Annotated in this window: 2 pseudogenes; both read left to right on the forward strand. The window is 66.0% G+C overall.

Annotated elements, in window-relative coordinates:
- Positions 1-12,892, forward strand: a pseudogene (locus IQK56_RS19845) (amino acid adenylation domain-containing protein).
- Positions 12,889-24,224, forward strand: a pseudogene (locus IQK56_RS19850) (amino acid adenylation domain-containing protein). Before IQK56_RS19845 ends, IQK56_RS19850 begins: the two co-directional pseudogenes overlap by 4 nt.
- Positions 24,225-24,658 lie beyond the last annotated feature (434 nt).

Below are 24,658 nucleotides of genomic sequence, written 5' to 3' on the forward strand. Positions count from 1 at the left end.
ATGCAGTTCAGCGAATTATTGGCAGCGATTTCCACCCATGCGATCCGTCTGCAACTGGAGGAGGGCGACCTGATTATCCTCGGTGACGATGAGGCATTGGATGATCAGCTGTGGGATCAGTTGATCGCGCACAAACCTCGACTGCTGGAACTGGTGGCGGAGCATGGCGGTGACTGGCTTAGCCCGGCTTACCGCATCACACCTGAGATGTTGCCGTTGGTGAGCCTCGATCAGGCGGCCATCGACCGTATTGTCGCGGCCATCCCCGGTGGTGCGGCGAATGTGCAGGACATCTACCCGTTGGCGCCGTTACAGGAGGGCATGCTGTATCACCACCTCTCGGCCGGGCAGGGCGATCCCTACGTGTTGCATGCGCAGTTTGCGTTCGACAGCCGCGTGCGCCTGCATGCCTTTGCCGAGGCGCTGCAATGGGTGATCGACCGTCACGATATTTTGCGCACGTCCATGGTCTGGGAGCGCTTGGACGAGCCGCTGCAAGTGGTGTGGCGCAAGGCAAGCCTGATCTGTGAGGAAGCGCACTTTGACGGCGGCGACGTACTTGCACAGCTGCAGCAACGCTACGACGCCCGCACCTATCGCATGGACCTGGGCCAGGCGCCGCTGTTGCGCCTGGTATTTGCCGACGACCGCGCCAACCAGCGTGTCGTGGCCATGCTGTTGTTCCACCACACCATCCTCGACCACACCGCGCTGGATGTGGTGCGTCATGAGATCCAGCTGTACCTGGCCGGCCAGCAAGCCCAGGCCGCTGAGCCGGTGCCTTTTCGCAGCTATATCGCCCAGGTGCGCCATGGCGTCAGCGAGCAGGTTCATGAAGGGTTTTTCCGCGAGATGCTCGCGGATATCGATGAGCCGACGCTGCCGTTTGGCTTGCAGGATGTGCAGGGCGATGGCCAGGGGATCGACGAGGCGCGCCTGGCGGTCGACGCTGAGCTGAGCCGCCGTCTGCGCAGCCTGGCGCGGCCATTGGGGGTGAGCGTGGCAAGCATGATGCACCTGGCGCTGGCCCGGGTATTGGGCGTGGTCTCGGGCCGTGAGGCGGTGGTGTTCGGCACGGTGATGCTCGGCCGCATGGGCGCGGGCGAGGGCGGTGAGCGGGCGCTCGGGATGTTCATCAACACCTTGCCGTTGCGCGTGGACGTGGGCGAGCAGGGCGTGCGCGCCGGGGTCAAGGCCACCCATGTGCGGCTCACCACGTTGCTCAACCATGAGCATGCCTCCCTGGCGCTGGCGCAGCGGTGCAGCGGGGTTGCCGCGCCGACGCCGCTGTTCAGCGCGATGCTCAACTATCGCCACAGTGCCGCCACGGATATGGCCGAGGTGATCGAGGTCGCCGAAGGCATCCAGGTGCTGGGCGCCGAGGAGCGCACCAATTACCCGCTGACGGTGAATGTGGATGATCTGGGCGAAGGCTTCGCGCTGACGGTGATGGTCGACGCCTCCATTGGCGCAAGCCGAGTGGCGAACTACCTGCACACGGCACTCCACAGCCTGGCCGACGCCCTTGAGCAGCGACCGGAGATGCCGCTGAGCGGCCTGAACATCCTGCCCGAGACCGAGCGTCACCACCTGCTGCACAGCCTCAACCACACGCCACATACCTACGCCGACACTGCCCTGATCCATCAGCAAGTCGAAGCCCACGCGGCAGCCCACCCTGACGCCATCGCGCTGCGTTATGAGCAACAACGCCTCACCTATCGCCAACTCAACGAACGCGCCAACCAGGTCGCCCATCGCCTGCTGGCCCAGGGCGTGCGCCCCGATGACCGCGTGGCGATCTGCGTGGAGCGCGGCCTGGAGATGATCATCGGCCTGCTGGGTATCCTCAAGGCCGGGGCAGGGTATGTGCCGATCGACCCGGCGTATCCGCTGGAGCGCATCGCCTACACCCTGCACGACAGCCAACCGCTGGCGGTGCTGGTGCAAGCCAACACCCGTCACTTGGTGGGCGAGCTGGCGCAGATCGATCTCAATGGCCTGCGCGGCGAGTCCCTGGTCAATCCGCGTGTCGCGGTCAGCCCGCACCATCTGGCCTATGTGATCTACACCTCCGGGTCCACCGGCCAGCCCAAGGGCGTGATGATCGAGCATCGCCAGGTGGCGCGACTGTTCAGCGCCACCGAGCAGTGGTTCGGCTTCAATCACACGGATGTGTGGGCACTGTTTCATTCCTTTGCGTTCGACTTCTCGGTGTGGGAAATCTGGGGTGCGTTGATGCACGGCGGTCAGTTGCTGATCGTGCCGCAACTGGTCAGCCGCTCGCCGGATGAGTGCTACACGCTGCTGTGCGAAGCCGGTGTGAGCATCCTCAACCAGACGCCCAGCGCCTTCCGCCAGTTGATTGCGGCCCAGGGCAACAGCCCCCAGGCCCACTCGCTGCGCCAAGTGATTTTCGGCGGCGAAGCCCTGGAACCGGGCATGCTCAAACCGTGGTACGCCCGTGCGATCAATGCCGGCACGCAACTGGTGAACATGTATGGCATCACCGAAACCACGGTGCACGTGACCTATCGCCCGTTGGCAGCGGCGGATGCGCATTTGGTGGGCGTGAGCCCGATTGGCGTGCGCATTCCCGACCTGCAACTGTATGTGCTGGACGCGCACCGCGAGCCGCTGCCATTGGGTGTGGTCGGCGAGTTGTACGTCGGCGGCGCCGGGGTGGCGCGAGGCTATCTGAACCGCGCCGAACTGACGGCCGAGCGCTTCCTGACCGACCCAACCACCGGCCAGCGCCTGTATAAGACCGGCGACCTCGGCCGCCTGTTGGCCGATGGCAGTGTGGACTACCTGGGGCGCAACGACGACCAGGTAAAAATCCGTGGTTTCCGCATCGAACTCGGCGAAATCCAGGCGCGCCTCGCCACCGCTCAAGGTGTGCGCGACGCGGTGGTCATCGCCCGTGAAGACGCGCCGGGTGACCAGCGCCTGGTGGCCTATGTGATCGCCGAGGGCGACATCAGCGTCGCGGTGCTGCGCGATCACTTGCGCCTTAGCCTGGCCGACCACATGGTGCCCAGCGCCTTCGTAGTGCTGGACGCCTTCCCGCTGACCGCCAACGGCAAACTCGACCGCAAGGCCTTGCCCGCGCCGGATGCCGACGCGTTGGCCCGGCGCGGCTACGAGGCGCCACTCGGCTCTGTCGAAACAACCATCGCGACGATCTGGCAAGACCTGCTCAAACTCGACCGCATTGGCCGCGACGACAACTTCTTCGAACTGGGCGGCCATTCCCTGTTGGCGGTCAAGCTGATCGAACGCATGCGCCAGGTTGACCTCAGCGCCGATGTGCGCGTGTTGTTCGGCCAACCCACCCTGGCCGCGCTTGCCGCCGCAGTGGGCGGGCAGCGGGAGGTGCAGGTGCCGGTCAACCGGATCCACGCAGGCAGCGCCGTCATCACGCCGGACATGCTGGCGCTGATCGAGCTTGATCAGACCGCCATCGACCACGTCCTGCAACAGGTGCCCGGCGGCATTGGCAATGTGCAGGACATCTACGGCCTCGCGCCGTTGCAGGCCGGCATCCTGTATCACCACCTGGCAACCGCCGAGGGCGATCCCTATGTGTTGCAGGTGCAGTTGGGGTTCGACGATCAAGCGGCGGTGGACGCCTTTATCCAGGCGCTGCACAGCGTGATCGAGCGCAATGACATCCTGCGCACCGCGATCCTCTGGGAAGGCCTGGACGAACCGGTGCAAGTCGTCCTGCGCGAGGCGCCGCTGGTGGTCGAGCGCATCGACCTGCCCATGGCCCACCTGCAACAACGCTTCGACCCACGCCACTACCGCCTTGACCTGTCTCGCGCCTCGTTGATGCGCCTGGCCTATGCCGAAGCGCCGGGCGGCTTTGTCGGCATCCTGCTGCTGCACCATATCCTGCTCGACCACACCGCCCTGCACGTGCTGGTGCAGGAGATGAGCGCCAGCCTGTCCGGGCGCAGCGCGCAGTTGCCCGATGCGGTGCAGTACCGCAACTACGTGGCCCAGGCACGCCTGGGCGTGAGCCAGGCGCAGCATGAAGCGTTCTTCAGCGAGATGCTGGGCGATATCGACGAGCCGACCCTGGCCTTCGGGTTGCAGGACGTGCATGGCGACGGCAGCGGCATTGTCGAGGCGTGCCTGCCGCTGGAACCGGCCCTGAGCCAGGGCCTGCGCGAACAGGCGCGGCAATTGGGCGTGAGCACTGCAAGCCTGGTGCACCTGGCCTGGGCCCAGGTACTGGGGCAAGTCTCGGGTCAGCAGGACGTGGTGTTCGGCACCGTGCTGCTGGGCCGCATGCAGGGCGGCGAGGGTGCCGACCGCGCCCTCGGCATGTTCATCAACACCTTGCCGCTGCGGGTCAGCGTTGGCGCGGTCGGCGTACAAGCCGCCGTGCGCGCCACCCATGCGCGCCTGGCGCAATTGCTCGGGCATGAGCACGCATCGCTGTCCCTGGCCCAGCGTTGCAGCGGGGTGCCGGGTTCGTTGCCGTTGTTCAGCACGCTGCTCAACTATCGCCACAGCGCCCCGGACGAAGCGCCGGGTGACAGCCCGTTTGCCGCCTCCGGTATCCAGATCCTGAGTTCCGAAGAGCGCAGCAACTACCCGCTGGTGCTCAACGTCGATGACCTGGGCACAGGCTTCGCGCTGACCGTGCAAGGCGTGGCCACGCTGGATGTGCAGCGCGTCGGCGACTATATGCTCACCGCCTTGCGCCATCTGGTGACCGCGTTGCAACAGGCACCGACCACACCCGTGCACCGGGTGTCGATTGTGCCGCCTGCCGAGCGCAACCAATTGCTGGTGGATTTCAACGCCACTGCCCGCGATTACCCATCGCACCTGACCGTGCACCAGTTATTCGAGGCCCAGGCCCTGGCGCGTCCCGAAGCCGTGGCGGCCGTGCACGGCCAACTGTCCTTGAGCTATCGCGACCTCAACCGCCGCGCCAACCGCCTGGCCCATCACCTGATCAACCAGGGCGTGCAGCCGGGGGAAAGCGTGGCGATTGCGTTGCCGCGCAGCCTCGATCTGCTGATCTGCCAGCTGGCGATTCTCAAATGCGGCGCCGTGTATGTGCCGCTGGACGTCAACGCGCCGGTGGAGCGTCAGGCCTTTATCGTGCAGGACAGTGGCGCGCAGCGGGTGCTCAACACCCTGGCCGACCTGAACCTGGACGCGCTGTCCCCGCGCAACCCTGACGTGGAGCTTTCGTCGCAAAGCGTGGCGTACATCCTCTACACCTCTGGCTCCACGGGCGCGCCCAAGGGCGTGCAGGTGCCGCACCGTGCGATCTCGCGCCTGGTGCTCAACAACGGCTATGCCGAGTTCAACCCGCAGGACCGCGTGGCCTTCGCCTCCAACCCGGCGTTCGACGCGAGCACCCTCGACGTGTGGGCGCCGTTGCTCAATGGCGGCTGTGTGGTGGTGGTCGAGCATGCGGTGCTTTTGTCCCAGGCCGCGTTTGCCGCACTGTTGCAGGAGCAATCCGTCAGCGTGTTGTGGATGACCGCCGGGCTGTTCCACCAGTACGCCGATGCGCTGCTGCCGGTGTTCGCGCAGTTGCGTTATCTGATCGTCGGCGGCGATGTGCTCGACCCGCAGGTGATCGGCCGCGTGCTCAAGCATGGCAAGCCCCAGCACCTGCTCAATGGTTACGGACCGACCGAAGCCACGACTTTCTCCACCACCCATGAAATCACCCAGGTGGGCGAGGGCGGTATTCCGATTGGTCGGCCAATCGCGAACGCCCAGGTCTATGTGTTGGATGTGCGCCAGCAACTGTTGCCATTGGGCGCAGTCGGCGAGCTGTATATCGGTGGCGCTGGCGTGGCCACGGGGTATTTGAACCAGCCGCAACTGACCGCCGAAAAATTTATCCCGAACCCGTTTGGCGAGGGCGTGCTGTACCGCACGGGTGACCTGGCGTGCTGGCAGGCCGACGGCACTTTGCTCTACCAGGGACGCAATGACCTGCAAGTGAAAATTCGCGGGTTCCGTATCGAGCCGGGGGAGATCGAAGCCTGCCTGAGCGCCTTCGCCGGCGTGAACGACGCGGTGGTGCTGGTGCGCGAAGACGAACCCGGCGACAAGCGCCTGGTGGCGTACTACACCGCCGCCGCGCCGCTGCCGATCGACGCGCTGCGTGCCCATCTGCAAGGCCGGTTGCCGGACTACATGGTGCCGTCGGCCTATGTCTGGCTGGCGCTGCTGCCGCTGACCGCCAACGGCAAGCTGGACCGCAAAGGCCTGCCGGTGCCGGATGCAGGCGCGCTGCTCAGCCGCGGTTATGAAGCGCCGGAAGGTGAGGTGGAACGCCGGTTGGCGCAGATCTGGCAGGACCTGCTCAAGCTCGACCGCGTGGGCCGGCATGACCATTTCTTTGAGCTGGGCGGGCATTCGTTGCTGGCGGTCAGTTTGATCGAACGCATGCGCCAGGCGGGCTTGAGCGCGGATGTGCGGGTGCTGTTCAACCAGCCAAGCCTGGCGGCGTTGGCGGCGGCGGTGGGCAGTGGTCGGGAGATTGTGGTGCCGGCCAATGGCATTCTATCGGGCTGCACGCGGATCGTGCCGTCGATGCTGACGCTGGTGGACCTTGACCAAGGCGCCATCGACCGCATCATCGCCCACGTCCCCGGCGGCGCGGCGAATGTGCAGGATATCTACCCGCTGGCGCCGTTACAGGAAGGCATCCTGTACCACCACATCAGTGCCGAGCAGGGTGACCCGTACCTGCTGCAATCGCGCATGGCCTTCGACAGCCTGGAGCGGTTGCACGGATTTATGGGCGCGCTGCAACAGGTCGCCGCCCGTCATGACATCCTGCGCACCGGCGTGGTCTGGGAAGGCCTGGACAGCCCGGTGCAGGTGGTGTGGCGTGAGGCGCAGCTGGTGGTGCAGGCGGTGAACCTTGATCCGGCCGACGGCGACCTCATCGGGCAACTGCACGCCCGGTTCGATGCGCGTCATTACCGCCTGGACATCACCCAGGCGCCGCTGCTGCGCATGGTCTACGCCCAGGACCCGGTGAATGGGCAGGTGGCGGCGATCCTGCTGTTCCACCATTTGGCACTGGACCACACCGCGATGGACGTGGTCGGCCAGGAGATGGGCGCATTTCTGTTCGGCCAGGCTCAGGACTTGCCGGCGGCCGCGCCTTTTCGCAACTACGTGGCCCAGGCGCGCCTGGGTGTGAGCGTCGACGAGCATGAGCGGTTCTTCCGCGAGATGCTGGCCGATATCGATGAGCCCACCTTGCCTTTCGGCGTGCAGGACGTGCAGGGCGACGGCCGTGATATCGAAGAGGCCGGGCAGGCCCTGGACACGCTGCTGGCCCGGCGCGTGCGTGAACAGGCACGGCGCCTGGGCGTGAGCGCAGCGAGCCTGATGCACCTGGCCTGGGCCCAGGTGCTGGGGCTGGTCAGCGGGCGTGACGAGGTGGTGTTCGGCACCGTACTGATGGGCCGTATGCAGGCCGGTGACGGCGCGGACCGGGCCTTGGGCATGTTCATCAATACCTTGCCGCTGCGGGTGGATACCGCCGTCAGCGCGGGCGCCGCCGTCAAGGCCACCCATGCACGCTTGAGCGCCTTGCTCGGCCATGAACACGCGTCCCTGGCCCTGGCCCAGCGTTGCAGTGGCGTGGCGGCCTCGACGCCACTGTTCAGCGCGCTGCTCAACTATCGCCACAGCAGCCCCGAAACCCTCGCCCGCGACGGCCACGGCATCTGGGAAGGCGTGCAGCTGCTGGGCGGTGAAGAACGCAGCAACTACCCGCTGACCCTGAGCGTGGATGACCTGGGCGAAGGCTTCGGCCTGACGGTACTGGCCTTGCCCCGCATCGGCGCCCAGCGCCTGTGCGCATACATGGCAAATGCCATCGAACGGTTGGTCGATAGCCTGGAATACAGCGTGCACACCGCGCTCAATCAGCTCGACATTCTCCCCGCCGGCGAACGTGAAACCCTGCTGCGCGAGTTCAATGCCACCGTCGCGGATTTCCCCAGCGGCCACACGCTTCACGGCGCTTTCGAGATCCGCGCCGACCGCCAGCCCGACGCCATTGCGCTGGTGCAGGACGGCGAATCACTGACCTATCAGCAGCTCAACCAACGCGCCAACCAACTGGCCCATCAACTGATTGCACAGGGTGTGCAGCCAGACGATCGCGTCGCCCTGTGCTGCCGCCGGGGCCCGCAAATGGTGGTGGGGATGTTGGGGATTCTCAAGGCCGGCGCCGGCTACGTGCCGATTGACCCGGCGTATCCCGCCGAGCGCATTGCTTACCTATTGCAAGACAGCGCGCCAGTGGCGGTGCTGGCCGAAGCGAGCACCCGCAACCTGCTGGGCGCTGTCACCAGCATCGACGTGCACGCCACCTGGCGCCACCCCGTCAGCAATCCGCAACTCGCCGCCCTGACCCCGGCCCACCTGGCCTACGTGATCTACACCTCAGGCTCCACCGGCCAGCCCAAGGGCGTGATGGTGGAACACCGCACCGTGGAAAACCTGGTGCATTGGCACTGCGAGGCCTTTGGCCTGAGCGCCGTCAGCCACACCAGCAGCGTCGCCGGGTTCGGCTTTGATGCCATGGCCTGGGAGGTCTGGCCGGCGCTGTGCGTGGGCGCCACCCTGCACCTGCCGCCTGGCGATGTGGGCAACGACACCATTGATGCATTGCTCGCCTGGTGGCTGGCGCAGCCCCTGGACGTGAGCTTCCTGCCCACGCCGGTGGCCGAATACGCGTTCAGCCAGGAGTTGCAGCACCCCACCTTGCGCATCCTGCTGATCGGCGGCGACCGCCTGCGCCAGTTCAACCAGGATCGGCGCTTTGCGGTGATCAACAACTACGGCCCCACCGAAGCCACGGTGGTTGCCACCTCGGGCCGCGTGCGTGCCGGGCAGGCGCTGCATATCGGCCGACCTGTCGCCAATGCCAGCGTCTACGTGTTGGACGGGCAATTGCGCCCAGTGCCGGTGGGCGTGGCCGGTGAGCTGTATGTAGGCGGCAGCGGCGTGGCGCGGGGTTACCTCAATCGCCCGGACTTGACTGCCGAACGCTTCCTGCGAGACCCGTTCAATGCAGGGCGCATGTACCGCACCGGCGACCTGGTGCGCTGGTTGCCCGAGGGTAATATCGAGTACCTGGGGCGTAACGATGACCAGGTGAAAATCCGTGGCGTGCGCGTCGAACTGGGGGAAATCGAAAGCCAGTTGGCGGCGCTGCACGGCGTCGGCGAAGCGGTGGTGCTGGTGCGCGAGGGCCGCCTGATCGCGTGGTTCACCGAACAACAGCCGCTGCTGATCGAAAGCCTGCGCGAGCAATTGCAGGCGCACTTGCCGGATGCCTTGGTGCCGGTGGCCTACGTGAAGCTCGACGCATTGCCCCTGACCGCCAACGGCAAGCTCGACCGCCGGGCCCTGCCGGCACCGGATCAGGCCGCGTTGCTGACCCGTGACTACGAAGCGCCGCAGGGTGAAGTGGAAACCACCCTGGCCGGCATCTGGGCCGAGGTGTTGCAGGTCGAGCAGGTGGGGCGTCACGATCATTTCTTCGAACTGGGCGGCCATTCGTTGCTGGCGGTCAGCCTGATCGAACGCATGCGCCAGGTCGGCCTCAGTGCCGATGTGCGCGTGCTGTTCAGCCAGCCGACCCTGGCCGCCCTGGCGGCAGCGGTGGGCAGTGGCCGTGAAGTGCAGGTGCCCGCTAACCGTATCCCGGTCGACTGCCAGCGCCTGACCCCGGACCTGTTGTCACTGGTGCAACTTGACCAATCCACCCTGGATCAAGTGGTTGCCCAAGTGCCCGGCGGTGCGGCCAATGTGCAGGACATCTACCCGCTGGCACCGTTGCAGGAAGGCATTCTCTACCACTACCTCACCGCCGAGCAGGGCGACCCGTATTTGCTGCAATCGCACCTGGCGTTCGACAGCATCGAGCGCGTGCGCGCCTTTGCCCAGGCGCTGCAACAGGTGATCGACCGCCACGATATCCTGCGTACCGGCGTGGTGTGGCAAGGGCTGGTGCAACCGTTGCAAGTGGTGTGGCGCAAGGCCCGGTTGCCCCTTGAACAGCTGTACCTTGAAGGCGATGTGCTCGCCGGCCTGCATCAACGTTTTGATGCCCGGCGCTACCGCCTGGACATCAGTCAGGCGCCGTTGATTCGCCTGGCCTATGCCGAAGATCCGGCCAACCAGCGCGTGGTCGTGGTGCTGCTCTATCACCATATTGCCCTCGATCACACCGCCTTCGACGTGGTGCTGCGGGAAATGCAAGGTTACCTGCTGGGTCATCCCGCGCCGACAGCTGCGCCGATGCCGTACCGCAACTACGTGGCCCAGGCGCGCTTGGGTATCAGCGAGCAGGAGCACGAGGTGTTCTTCCGCGAAATGCTCGGTGATGTCGACGAACCGACCCTGCCATTCGGCCTGCACGATGTGCGCGGCGACGGCAATGCGATCCAGGAGCACCGCCTGCACCTGGACAGTGACCTCAACCGCCGCCTGCGTGCCCAGGCCCGCTTGCTTGGCGTGAGCACCGCGAGCCTGTTCCACCTGGCCTGGGGCCAAGTGCTGGCGGCCACCTCCGGGCGCCACAGCGTGGTGTTCGGCACCGTGCTGGTGGGCCGTCTGCAAGGCGGCGAAGGGGCCGACCGGGCGCTGGGTGTATTCATCAATACCTTGCCGCTGCGCCTGGATATCGACGCTCAGGGTGCCCGCTCGGCAGTGCGCGCCACCCATGCCCGACTCACCGCGTTGCTCGGCCATGAACACGCCTCCCTGGCCCTGGCCCAGCGTTGCAGCGGTGTGGCCGCACCGGCGCCATTGTTCAGCGCGATGCTCAATTATCGCCATCGCGGCGCCGCCACCCGTTCCCAGGAGGCGCAACACGCCTGGGAAGGCATGCAGACCCTGGTCAACGACGGGCGCACCAACTACCCGCTGACCCTGAACGTGGACGACCTGGGCGATGGCTACGACGTGACCGCATTGGCCCAGGTCGATGCGCAACGCGTCTGCGGCTACATGCACGTGGCCCTGGCCGGCTTGGTCGAAGCCCTGGAACAGGCACCGAATCAAGCGCTCAATCGCCTGCCCATCCTCAGCGCCGAGGAGCGTCAACAATTGCTGGTGGCGTTCAACGCCACGAGGTGAACTACAACCTCGACCAGACCCTGCACGGGATGTTCGAAGCCCAAGTCCAGCGCACGCCCCACGCCATCGCGGTGAAGGCGGGCGAGCAACACCTTACCTACCAACACCTCAATGAGCAGGCCAACCGCCTGGCCCATCATCTGCGCGGGCTGGGTGTGCAGCCGGATGCGCGGGTGGGGATTTGCCTGGAGCGTGGCCTGGACATGGTCATCGGCCTGTTCGCCATCCTCAAGGCCGGCGGCGGTTATGTGCCGCTGGACCCGGCGTACCCGATGGAGCGGATCGCCTACATGCTGCAGGACAGCGCGCCCGTGGTGGTGCTGGCCCAGGACGCCACCGTGGCCTTGCTGGGCGACGTGCCGTTGCTCAATCTGGACCAGGTCACCTGGCAGCATCAGCCGCCGAGCAACCCCGAGGTCGCGGGCCTGACCGCCCGGCACCAGGCCTACGTGATCTACACCTCCGGCTCCACCGGCCAGCCCAAAGGCGTGATCAACGAACACGCCGCGGTGGTCAACCGGCTGCTGTGGATGCAGGACGCCTATGGCCTCAAGGCCGAGGATGCGGTGTTGCAGAAAACCCCGTTCAGCTTCGACGTGTCGGTGTGGGAATTCTTCTGGCCGCTGTTCACCGGCGCACGCCTGGTGATGGCGCGCCCCGGCGGGCATAAAGACCCGGCCTACCTGTGCGAGGTCATCGAAGCCGAACTGATCACCACGCTGCACTTTGTACCGTCGATGCTCGATGTGTTCCTGGCCCATGGCGACGTGAGCCAGGCGGCAGGGCTGGTGCGCGTGATGTGCAGCGGCGAAGCGCTGCCGGGCAGCCTGGTGCGCCGCTTCAAGACCCAGTTGCCGGGGAGCGGCCTGTACAACCTCTACGGCCCCACCGAAGCGGCGGTCGACGTGACCGCCTGGAACTGCGCACGCCCCGATGTGCCGGACAATACGCCCATCGGCAAGCCCATCGCCAATACGCGCATGTACGTACTGGATGCGCAGTTGCAGCCGGTGCCGCTGGGCGTGGTCGGCGAATTGTTTATCGGTGGCGTGCAAGTGGCGCGGGGTTACCTCAACCGTCCTGAACTGACCGCCGAGCGTTTCCTTGATGACCCGTTCCGCGCCGGACGGATGTACCGCACCGGCGACCTTGGCCGCTACCTGCCCGACGGCAACATTGAATACCTGGGTCGCAATGACGACCAGGTCAAGATCCGTGGCCTGCGTATCGAGTTGGGAGAGATCCAGGCGCGGCTGCTTGAGCATCCCCAGGTCAGCGAAGCGGCGGTGGTCGCCCGTGAAGATCGCCTCGTCGCCTACTACACCGGTACGCACATCGATATCGAGCACCTGCGCGCCCACCTGCTGCACCACCTGCCGGACTTCATGGTGCCCGCGCTGTTCGTGCACCTCGACGCGCTGCCCCTGAGCCCCAACGGCAAACTCGACCGCAAGGCCCTGCCGGCGCCCGGCCTGCAAGCCCTGAACCTGCGTGAATACGAGGCACCGGAAGGCGACACCGAAATCCTGCTGGCGCGCTTGTGGGCCGAGTTGCTCAACGTCGAGCGGGTCGGGCGCCAGGACAATTTCTTTGAACTGGGCGGGCACTCGCTGCTTGCCGTGAGCTTGATTGGGCGCTTGCGCCAGGAAGGCATGGAAGCCGACGTCCGGGGGCTGTTCGAACAGCGACCCTGGCCGGCTACGCCGCAATGACCGAACGAATGGAGATCGTCCTGTGAGCCTCTTTGAGCTGCTGGCAACCCTGAAAACCAAGGACATCCAACTGGCGCTCAAGGGCGAGCAGTTGTCGGTGCAAGGCAACAGGCAGGCCTTGAGCGACCCTGCAATCCTGGCCGCCTTGCGCGAGCACAAACCGGGGCTGATCGAGTTGATCAAGGCCGGCGAGTATTGCGCGACCAAGGCCGGTGAAGTCGAGGTGCCGGCCAATCGCATCCCGCCCGGCGCAGAGCGCATCACACCGGACATGCTGACCCTGTCGAGCCTCAGCCAGGACCACATCGACCGCATCGTCGCCACGGTCGACGGCGGTGTGGCGAATATCCAGGACATCTACCCGCTGGCGCCGTTGCAGGAGGGCATCCTGTTTCACCATGTCAGCGCCGAGCAGGGCGACCCGTACGTGATGCAGTCGCAGTTCGCGTTCGACAGCCTGGCGCGTTTCGAGGCGTTCGCCCAAGCACTGCAAACAGTGATGGACCGCCATGACATCCTGCGCACCGGCGTGGTTTGGGATGGCTTGCAGGAGCCGTCGCAAGTGGTGTGGCGCACCGCGCGCCTGCCGGTGCAGGCCCTGCAACTGGACCCGGCCGACGGCGAGATCGCCGCCCAACTGCACGCCTTGTTCGATGCCCGCCACTATCGCCTCGACGTGACCCAGGCGCCGCTGCTGCGCCTGGTGCGTGCCGACGACCCGGCCAATGGGCGCATCGTTGCCACGTTGTTGTTCCACCACATGGCCCTGGACCACAGCGCCCTGGAAGTGGTGTGTCATGAAATGCAGGCGTGCCTGCTGGGGCAGGGCGCGGCGTTGGGTCAGGCGGTGCCGTTTCGCAACTACGTGGCCCAGGCGCGGTTGGGCATCAGTGAACAGGAGCACGAAGGCTTCTTCCGCCAGATGCTCGGCGATATCAGCGAGCCAACCTTGCCGTTTGGCTTGCAGGATGTGCAGGGCGATGCGCGGGGCATCAGCGAACTCAGCCTGCCATTGGCGGCGCCATTGAGCTTGCGCTTGCGCACCCAGGCGCGGCAGTTGGGGGTGAGCGCGGCGAGCCTGTTTCACCTGGGCTGGGCGCAGGTGCTGGGGGTCTTGGCGAGCAAGCAACAGGTGGTGTTCGGCACGGTGTTGATGGGCCGCATGCAAGGCAGCCATGCCACGGATCGCGCCTTGGGCATCTTCATCAACACCTTGCCGTTTCGCGTGGACGTCGATGGCCAGGACGTGCGCGCCGGGGTCAAGGCCACCCATGCACGGCTCACCACCCTGTTGCGCCACGAGCACGCGCCGTTGGCCCTGGCCCAGCGCTGCAGTGGCGTGGTTGCGCCGACGCCGTTGTTCAGTGCGCTGCTCAACTATCGCCACAGCGCGCCCGCCGCCAGCGCCGAAGCGGTCTCGGCGTGGCAGGGCATCGCCGCCCTCAGTGCCGAAGAGCGCACCAACTACCCGTTGACCCTGAGCATTGATGACCTGGGCGACGGCTTTGGCCTGAGCCTGTTGGCCAGCACCCAGGTGGACCCGCAGCGGGTCTGCGCCTACCTGTACACCGCCCTGGAAAACCTGGTGACGGCCCTGGAGCAGGCGCCCGACACCGCGCTCAACCACGTGCCGGTGGTGCCCGCCGTCGAGCAACGGTTGTTGCTGGAACAGTTCAACGCCACCCAGGCTGATTTCCCCCAGGGCACCACGCTGCACGGGCGTATCGAAGCCCAGGCCGCTCTTACGCCGCATGCCATTGCGGCGGTGCAGCTGGAGCACTCCCTGACCTACGCCGAACTCAACGGGCAAGCCAACCTGCTGGCCCATCACCTGCTGGCGCTGGGCGTCAAACCCGACGACCGCGTGGCCATTGTTGCCCGTCGTGGCCTCGACACCCTGGCCGGGTTGCTGGCCATCCTTAAGGCCGGCGCCTGCTACGTGCCGGTGGACCCGTCCCATCCGGCCGAGCGCCTGGCCTACCTGCTCAGCGACAGCGCGCCGGTGGCGGTACTGACCCAGCACGCCTTGCTCGACCGCCTGCCCGAGCTGGACGTGCCGGTGATCAACCTGGACCGCTACACCTGGCACCACCACGCGGCGAGCAACCCTATGGTCGCCGTGACCCCGGCGAACCTCGCCTATGTGATCTACACCTCCGGCTCCACCGGCCTGCCCAAAGGCGTGATGGTCGAGCACCACACCGTGACCAACCTGGTGGACTGGCATTGCCGCGCCTTCGACCTGTGCGCCGGACGCCACACCGCCAGCGTCGCCGGGTTCGGCTTTGATGCCATGGCCTGGGAAGTGTGGCCGGCGCTGTGTGTCGGCGCGACCCTGCACCTGCCAGCGGCCCATGACGGCCCCGAAGACATCGACGCACTGCTGGCCTGGTGGTGCGCGCAGCCGCTGGATGTGTGTTTCCTGCCCACGCCCGTGGCCGAGTACGCTTTCAGCCAGCACATCGAGCACCCGACCCTGCGCACCTTGCTGATCGGCGCGACCGCCTGCGGCAGTTCGGGCGGGCGCAGCGTTTTGAACTGATCAACAACTATGGCCCCACCGAAGCCACGGTGGTCGCCACCTCCGGCAAGATCGAGGCCGGGCAGCCTTTGCATATCGGCAAGCCCATCGCCAATGCCACGGTGTACCTGCTGGACGAGCAACAACGCCCGGTGCCGCTGGGCGTTGCGGGTGAAGTGTATGTAGGCGGCAAGGGCGTGGCGCGGGGTTACCTGAACCGTCCGGAACTGACGGCCGAGCGTTTCCTGCAAGACCCGTTCAACGCCGGTCGCATGTACCGCACCGGCGACCTGGCGCGCTGGTTGCCCGATGGCAACCTCGACTACCTGGGCCGCAATGACGATCAGGTAAAAATCCGTGGCGTGCGCATCGAACTGGGGGAAATCGAAACCCAGCTCAACCACCTGCCAAGCGTTCAGGAGGCTGTGGTGCTGGTGCGCGAAGAGCGCCTGGTGGCGTACTACACCGAAAACCCGCAACTCGACGCGCTGGCGGTGGGCGAGATCCGCGCCCATCTGGTGGCGCACCTGCCGGACTACATGGTGCCGGTCGCTTTCATGAAACTCGATACGCTGCCCTTGACCGCCAACGGCAAACTCGACCGCAAGGCCTTGCCGGCGCCGGATATGGCCGCGCTGTTTACCCGCGAATACGCCGCGCCCGAGGGCGAGATCGAAAACAGCCTGGCGCAGATCTGGGCCGATGTGTTGCAGGTTGAGCGCGTCGGCCGTCACGATCACTTCTTTGAACTGGGCGGGCACTCGCTGCTCGCCATGCGCATGGTGTCCCAGGTCCGTCAACGCCTGGGCGTGGAACTGTTGCTCGGCGACCTGTTTGCCAACGCCGAACTGGCCGCCGTCGCCGAGGTGCTGGCCCAGGCCGGTCGCAGCACTTTGCCGGCGATCCTGCCGGCCAACCGCGATGAGCCGGTGCCGCTGTCGTTTGCCCAGCAGCGCCTGTGGTTCCTGGCATTGATGGAAGGCGCCAATACCGCCTACAACATTCCCATCGGCTTGCGCTTGCGTGGGCATTTGCATGTGCAGGCCTTGCAACGGGCGCTGGCGCGGATCGTGGCGCGGCATGAAACCCTGCGCAGCCGTTTCGCCCAGCACGGCGACGACGCCCAGGTGCTGATCGTCGCGGCCGACGACGTGCTGCCGCTGCAGGTGCAGGACTTGCGCCGCCACCCGCAACCGCAGCAGGCGCTGGATGCGTTGATCCACGGCGAAGCCTCGGCGCCGTTCGACCTGGAGCGCGGCCCGCTGTTGCGCGGGCGCCTGGTGGTGATGGCCGACGAGCACCATGTGCTGTTGCTGACCCTGCATCACATCGTCTCCGACGGCTGGTCCATGGGCGTGCTCACCCGCGAGCTGATGGCGCTGTACCAGGCCTTCAGCCAGGGGCAGCCCGACCCGTTGCCGCCATTGCCGATCCAGTACGGCGACTTCGCCGTGTGGCAGCGCTTGTGGCTCAGCGGCGACGTCCTTCAGCGCCAGAGCAGCTATTGGCAACAGGCCCTGGCCGGGGCGCCGGCGTTGCTCAGCCTGCCCACCGACCGCCCGCGCCCGGCGCAGCAGGACTACGCCGGCAGCAGCGTGGACATCCGCCTCGACGAGCGCCTCACCGCCGGCTCAAGGCCTTGAGCCAACGCCATGGCAGCACGCTGTACATGACTGTGATGAGCGCCTGGGCCTCCTTGCTTGCACGGCTTTCGGGGCAGGCGGATGTGGTGATCGGCTCGCCGGTGGCCAACCGTACGCGCAGTGAAGTCGAAGGGCTGATCGGCCTGTTCGTCAACACCCTGGCGGTGCGCATCGACACCTCGGGCGGGCTGAGTACCGAAGCGCTGCTGGCTCGGGTCAAGGCGCTGACCCTGGCGGCCCAGGCCCATCAGGACCTGCCCTTCGAGCAAGTGGTGGAACTCACCCGGCCGGTGCGCAGCCTGGCCCACAGCCCGTTGTTCCAGACCCTGCTGGCCTGGCAGGACAGCAGCGCGCCGACCCTGGCCCTGGGCGATCTGGCCCTGGAAGGCATTATGGAGAACAGCCACTTTGCCAAGTTCGACCTGTCGCTGAACCTCGGTGAAGTGCAGGGCACGATTCTCGGCGCGCTGGAATACGCCGTGGCGCTGTTCGATGAAGCGACCGTGCAGCGTTACGTCGGCTACTTCACTCGCGTGTTGCAGGCCATGGTCGATAACGACCAGGCGGTGCTGGAGCATGTGCCGCTGCTGGACGAGCGCGAGCGCCAGCACCTGCTGTTCGACTTCAACGCGACCCAGGTGGATTACAACCTCGACCAGACCTTGCACGGGATGTTCGAGGCCCAGGTGGCACGCACGCCCGACGCGATTGCGCTCAAGGCTGGCGAACTACAACTGACTTACGCCGAGCTGAATATGCGGGCCAACCAGCTCGCCCATCACCTGCTGGCGTCGGGTGTGCAGCCGGATTCGCGGGTGGCGATCTGCGTGGAACGTGGCCTGGACATGGTCATCGGCCTGTACGCGATCCTCAAGGCCGGCGCCGCCTATGTGCCGCTGGACCCGGCATACCCGCTGGAGCGCATCGCCTACATGCTGGAAGACAGCGCGCCCGCCGTCGTGCTGATCCAGGGCGCTACCCGTGCGCTGGTGGGCGCGGTGCCGGTGGTCGATCTGGACCAGCCGAGCTGGCACCGGCAACCCGTGGAGAACCCCGGTGTAGCCGGCGTGAGCGCCTACGTGATCTACACCTCCGGCTCCACCGGCCAGCCCAAGGGCGTGATCAATGACCATCGCGGCGTGGTCAATCGCCTGCTGTGGATGCAGGACGAATACGGGCTCACGGCCCAGGACCGGGTCTTGCAGAAAACCCCGTTCAGCTTCGATGTGTCGGTCTGGGAATTCTTCTGGCCGCTGTTCACCGGCGCCTGCCTGGTGATGGCGCGTCCCGGCGGGCATAAAGACCCGGCGTACCTGTGCGAGGTGATCGAGGCCGAACACATCACCACGCTGCACTTCGTACCGTCGATGCTCGACGTGTTCCTGGCCCATGGCGATGTCAGCCAGGCCGCGGGGCTGGTGCGCGTTATGTGCAGCGGCGAGGCGTTGCCGGGCAGCCTGGTGCGGCGTTTCAAGCAGCAGTTGCCGGGCAGTGGGCTGCATAACCTGTATGGCCCGACCGAAGCCGCTGTCGACGTGACGGCGTGGAACTGCGCAGGCCCGGTGACGCCGGACAACACCCCGATCGGCAAGCCCATCGCCAACACCCGCATGTACCTGCTGGACGGGCAATTGCAGCCGGTGCCGCTGGGCGTGGTCGGCGAGCTGTTTATCGGCGGCGTGCAAGTGGCGCGGGGTTACCTGAACCGCCCGGAACTGACCGCCGAACGCTTTCTTGAGGATCCCTTCAGCCGTGGGCGGATGTACCGTACCGGCGACGTCGGCCGGTATCTGCCCGATGGGAATATTGAGTACCTGGGCCGCAACGACGACCAAGTGAAAATCCGTGGCCTGCGCATCGAACTGGGCGAGATCCAGGCCCGCCTGACCGAGTGCCCGGCGGTCAACGAAGCCGCCGTGATCGCCCGTGAAGACCGCCTGGTGGCGTACTACACCGGCGCCTTTATCGACATCGATGTGCTGCGCAGTCAGTTGCTGCACCACCTGCCTGAGTTCATGGTGCCGGCGGTCTTCGTTCACCTCGACGCGTTGCCCTTGAGCCCCAACGGCAAGCTCGACCGCAAGGCACTGCCCGCGCCGGGCCTGGAGTCGATGGTGGTGCGCGAATACGAAGCGCCCGAGGGCGACACGGAAATCGCCCTGGCCAGCCTGTGGGCCGAGTTGCTCAAGGTGGAGCGTGTGGGGCGTCACGACAACTTCTTTGAACTGGGCGGGCACTCGTTGCTGGCGGTGAGCCTGATGGGGCGCATGCGCGGCCTGGGTTTGTCGGCGGACGTAAAAGTGCTGTTCGCTCAGCCCACCCTGTCGGCCTTGGCGGCGGCGTTGGGCGGTGGCCGCGAAGTGGTGGTGCCGGCCAATGGCATCGTCGACGGCTGCACCTCGATCACGCCCGCGATGTTGCCGCTGATCGTGCTGGAGCAGGCCGCTATCGACCACCTCGTCGCCGGTATCCCCGGTGGCGCGGCGAATGTGCAGGACATCTACCCGCTGGCGCCGTTGCAGGCCGGCATGCTCTATCACCATCGCGCCGTGCAGGCCGGCGATGCCTATGTGTTGCAGGCGCAGTTTGCCTTTGACAGCCGCCAGCGCCTGGACGCGTTTGCCCTGGCGTTGCAGGCGGTGATCGAGCGCCATGACATCCTGCGCTCGTCGTTCCACTGGGACGACCTGGAAGAACCGGTGCAAGTGGTCTGGCGCAAGGCATCGCTGCGGGTTGAAAACGGGCCGTTGCCCTCGCGCCTGGACCTGTCCCAGGCGCCGTTGATGCGCCTGGTGTGCAGCGAAGAAACCCCGCGTGTGGTCGCCACCTTGCTGTTCCATCACTTGGTCATGGACCACATCGCCCTGGAGATCCTGCAACACGAGCTGCAGGCGTTCCTGCTGGGCACGCAACACACCTTGGGCACCCCTGTGCCGTATCGCAACTATGTGGCGCAGACGGTGGAGCAGACGCGCTTGGGCGTGGACGATCACGAAGGGTTTTTCCGCGACATGCTCGGCCAGATCGACGAGCCCACGGAGGTGGCCAACCTGGGCATCAATGAACAGGTACGCCTGGCGATTGCGCCTGAGTTAAGCCAGCGCCTGCGCACTCAGGCGCGCCAGTGCGGCGTCAGCGCCGCCAGCCTGATGCACCTGGGGTGGGCCCAGGTGCTGGGCAAGGTGTCGGGCCGTGAGCAGGTGGTGTTCGGCACCGTGATGCTCGGCCGCATGCACGGCGGCGAAGGCGCCGAGCGGGCCATGGGCGTGTTCATCAACACCTTGCCGCTGCGGGTCGATCTCGGCGAGCACTCGGTACGCAGCGCCGTTCGCGCCACCCATGCGCGGCTGAGCCAACTGCTCAGCCATGAACATGCACCGCTGACAGTGGCCCAGCGTTGCAGTGGTGTGCCGGTGACCACGCCGCTGTTCAGCGTGCTGTTCAACTATCGGCACAGCGCGCCGCAGGTCGGTGGAGTGGCTGAGGCGTGGCAGGGCATTGACCTGCTCAAGGCCGAGGAGCACAGCAACTACGGCCTGTCGATGAGCGTGGATGACCTGGGCGATGGCTTCACCTTCAAAGCCTCGGGGCAGGGCGCCCGGCGCCTGTGTGATTACCTGAGTGTGGCCCTGGAGCAATTGGTGCAGGCGCTGGAACAGGCCAGCGATACCGCCATCAGCCGCTTGCCGATCCTGCCCGCCGCCGAACAGCACCAACTGCGGCTGGCGTTCAACGCCAGCACCCGCGATTTCCCCCGTGAACACACGGTGCAGCGCCTGTTCGAAGCCCAGGCCCAGGCGCGTCCCGATGCAGTGGCCGTGGTGCAGGGCGAGCAGCGCGTGAGCTACGGCGAGCTGAATTCCCGCGCCAACCGCCTGGCCCATCACCTGTCGGGCCTGGGCGTAAAACCGGGCGACAACGTGGCGATCCTGCTGCCCCGTTCCGTCGCGCTGCTGGTCGGTCAACTGGCGGTATTGAAGTGTGCGGCTGCCTATGTGCCGCTGGACATCAACGCACCCGCCGAACGCCAGGCGTTCATGGTGCAGGACAGCGATGCGCGCTGGTTGTTGACCCGCAGCGATGCGCTGATCGACTACGCGGCGCAACGCCTGGACCTGGACACCCTGGCCCTCGATCCACAGCCGAGCCATAACCCGGCCCTGTCACAAGCCTCGGACAGCGTGGCGTACATCATGTACACCTCCGGCTCCACCGGCATTCCCAAGGGCGTGCGGGTGCCCCATCGCGGCATCACGCGGTTGGTGCTCAACAACGGCTACGCCGACTTCAACGCCAGCGACCGCGTGGCCTTCGCCTCCAACCCGGCGTTCGACGCCAGCACCATGGATGTCTGGGGGTCGTTGCTCAACGGTGGGCAGGTGCAGGTCATCGATCACGCCACCTTGCTTGACCCTGCGGCATTCGGCGCGGCGCTGCGTGGGGCGACGGTGCTGTTCGTCACCACGGCGTTGTTCAACCAGTACGTGCAGCTGATTCCCGACGCACTGGCCGGTTTGCGCATCCTCCTGTGCGGCGGCGAGCGTGCCGATCCTGCGGCGTTCCGCAGCCTGTTGGCCCAGGCGCCGGCGTTGCGCCTGGTGCATTGCTACGGCCCGACGGAAACCACCACCTACGCCACCACCTATGAAGTGCGCACGATTGCCGACGACGCCGACAGCGTGCCGGTGGGACGGCCGATCTCCAACACCCAGGTGCATGTGCTGGATGCGTATTTGCAGCCAGTGCCCCAGGGTGTGACCGGTGAAATCTGCATCGGTGGTGACGGCGTGGCCCTGGGTTATTTGAATCGACCGGACCTCACCGCTGAAAAATTTGTGCAGGATCCCTTCAATCCGCAGGCCTTGATGTACCGCACCGGCGACCTCGGCCGCTGGACCGTGGATGGCCTGCTCGAATGCATCGGACGCAATGACGATCAGGTGAAAATCCGTGGTTTCCGCATCGAATTGGGCGAGATCGAAGCGCGCCTGATGACCTGCGTGGGCATTCAGGACGCGGTGGTGTTGGCCCGTGAAGACGCGCCGGGGGATAAGCGTTTGGTGGCGTATTTCACCTGGGCTGCGCAGCCCGTCGCTATCGACAGCGTCCGCGCCCATCTGCAGGGGCAACTGCCGGACTACATGTTGCCTTCGGCCTATGTACCGCTGGACCGCCTGCCGTTGACCGCCAATGGCAAGGTCGACCGCAAAGCCCTGCCGGAGCCGGCCCTGGACGCGCAGCTCAGTCGCGAGTTCGAAGCACCGATCGACGCCCTGGAACAGACCCTGGCGCAGTTATGGGCCGAGGTGCTGAAGCTGGAACAGGTTGGCCGGCATGACAGTTTCTTTGAGCTGGGCGGGCATTCGCTGTTGGCGATTCGCCTGGTCAACCTGATGGAAACCGCAGGGCTGGCGGTGAGCCTGGCCGAGTTGTTCCTCCACGCCAGCGTCGCCTCGGTGGCCGCGATGCTGCGCCAGCGCACCGACGAGCCGGTGCGCGACGCTTCGGTGATCACGGTGCGCAGCAGCGGCAAGCAAGCGCCGTTGTTCCTGGTGCATGAATTCAGCGGCATGGACGTGTACTTCCCGGCGCTGGGCCAGCATCTGCCGGGTGACTACCCGATCTATGGCCTGCCGGGACTGGCGCTCGGCGAGCCGCACCTCAACACCCTGGAAGGCCTGGCGGCACGCATGGTCGGCCTGATTCGCGGCCTGCAACCCCATGGGCCGTATCGCATCGCGGGGGTGGTCATTTGGCGGTGTGCTGGCCTATGAAGTGGCGATGCAATTGCTGGGGTTGGACGAACCGGTGGCGTTCCTCGGCCTGATCGACAGCTATGTGCCGCGCCTGACCGACCAGGGCAAGGCGCGCTGGAGCGGGCCGGATGCGCTCAAGCGGCATTTGCTGTTGCAGTGCCGCGCCTATTGGAACGCACAGGGAGGTGTGGATGAGCTGGCGAGGATTGAACAGTTGGACGCGCAGATTGGACAGCTGGACTTTGCAGGTCTGCTGCAACGCTGTCGCGATCAAGGTTTGCTATACGCGCAAATGGCGGCGGCTGCGGATGCGGACCTCTTGAGCTTTATCGAGCGCGAAGTCGGCCACGGGCATGCGCTGGCGCATTACAGCCTGTTCCCGTTGCCGATACCGGTGCACCTGTTCAGCGCTGTGGAGCGGCCGACCGAATTGTCGCGGCGCAGTGTATCGCTGGGTTGGGAGGACGCCCTGGCGCCTGGGCAATTGCGCCAGGTGGACGTGCCGGGTGATCACCAGAGCATGATGCAGGCGCCGCATATCCGTGCGTTGGGTGCGGCGATGACAGAGGCCTTGGCAGGGTGTTCACCGGTGCTGGAAACCGCGCATCAACCGTTGCTGCGGATCCAGGGTGGACGGGCCGGCTATGCGCCGGTGTTCTGCGTGCCGGGGGCAGGGGACAGCGTCACCGGGTTTGTGGGCCTTGGCGAAGCGCTAGGGCGGGACTGGCCGTTGTTCGGCTTGCAGCCGCGAGGGCTGGATGGCGAGGCAGTGCCCCACAGCCAGGTCGAAGCGGCGGCGAGTTGTAATCTGCTCGCACTGGAGCACGAGTGCCCGCACGGGCCGGTGCATCTGGTGGGCCATTCGTTTGGCGGCTGGGTCGCGCTGGAGATGGCGCTGCGGTTGCAGGCGGCGGGGCGGGAAGTGGCGTCGTTGACGGTGATCGACAGCGAGGCGCCGGGCGGCGCGGGGCGGCCCTATACGATGACGGCGGCGTTGTTGCGGTTGATCGAGGCGATGCAGTTGGCGGCAGGCAAACCCTTGGGAATTGACCGTGGGGACTTTGCCGTTGCCGATGAAGTGGCGCAGCGCCAGGGCCTGCATGCAGGGATGGTGGGCGTGGGGTTGTTGCCGGCCCGCGCCAGTGTTGACGCGATGGCGGGTCCGGCGCGCACCTACGCGGTCGCATTGCGCACGGTGTATCGCCCGGCACAGCGCTATCGCGGGGTGGTGCGGTTGGTGCTGGCCGAGGATCCGGCGTTGGATGCAGTGGGGAACCAGCGGGAGCAAGGGGGGATGGTCGAGGGCTGGAAGCGCCAGGGCAGTGGGTTGGAGGTTTGGTATGGCGGGGGGAATCATTTCACTTTGCTCAAGGCGCCGAATGTTCAGGGGATGGCCGTGTGGTGGTTGGAAGGCGTTGCGGCGGAGGTGGTGTCGTGACGGGAAGGCTTGTTGTGGCGAGGGAGCTTGCCCCCGATGAGGGGGTGTCAGTTGATGCAACTTTGACTGAGCCACCGTTATCGGGGGCAAGCCCCCTCCCACATTTTAATCTCCATACATCAGGTGGGCCTCAGGTTGGCTCTGGCTCTGGCTCTGGCTCTGGCTCTGCTTTTGATTTTGATCTCAAGCGCCCCGTCAAACACGCTGGCCGAACGCAGGCACGAATCCGTGGGTGAACCCCGGCAGGACGCCGGGTTAGCCCGCGCTGGGCCAAGGATGGCCCATCGCGGCGGCCCACGGTCCAAAGCCGGAGTGAGGGCACACCGAGCCTAGGCGAGGTGCCGAGTGTTGGGGCAAGAGCGCTTTGGTTACTTTCGCGCTTTTCGAAAGTGACCCGCCGTAAGGGCGGAACCATAAGCCGCCGTTACCCAAAT

This window comes from Pseudomonas cyclaminis, assembly GCF_015163715.1.
GTDB classification, from domain to species: domain Bacteria; phylum Pseudomonadota; class Gammaproteobacteria; order Pseudomonadales; family Pseudomonadaceae; genus Aquipseudomonas; species Aquipseudomonas cyclaminis.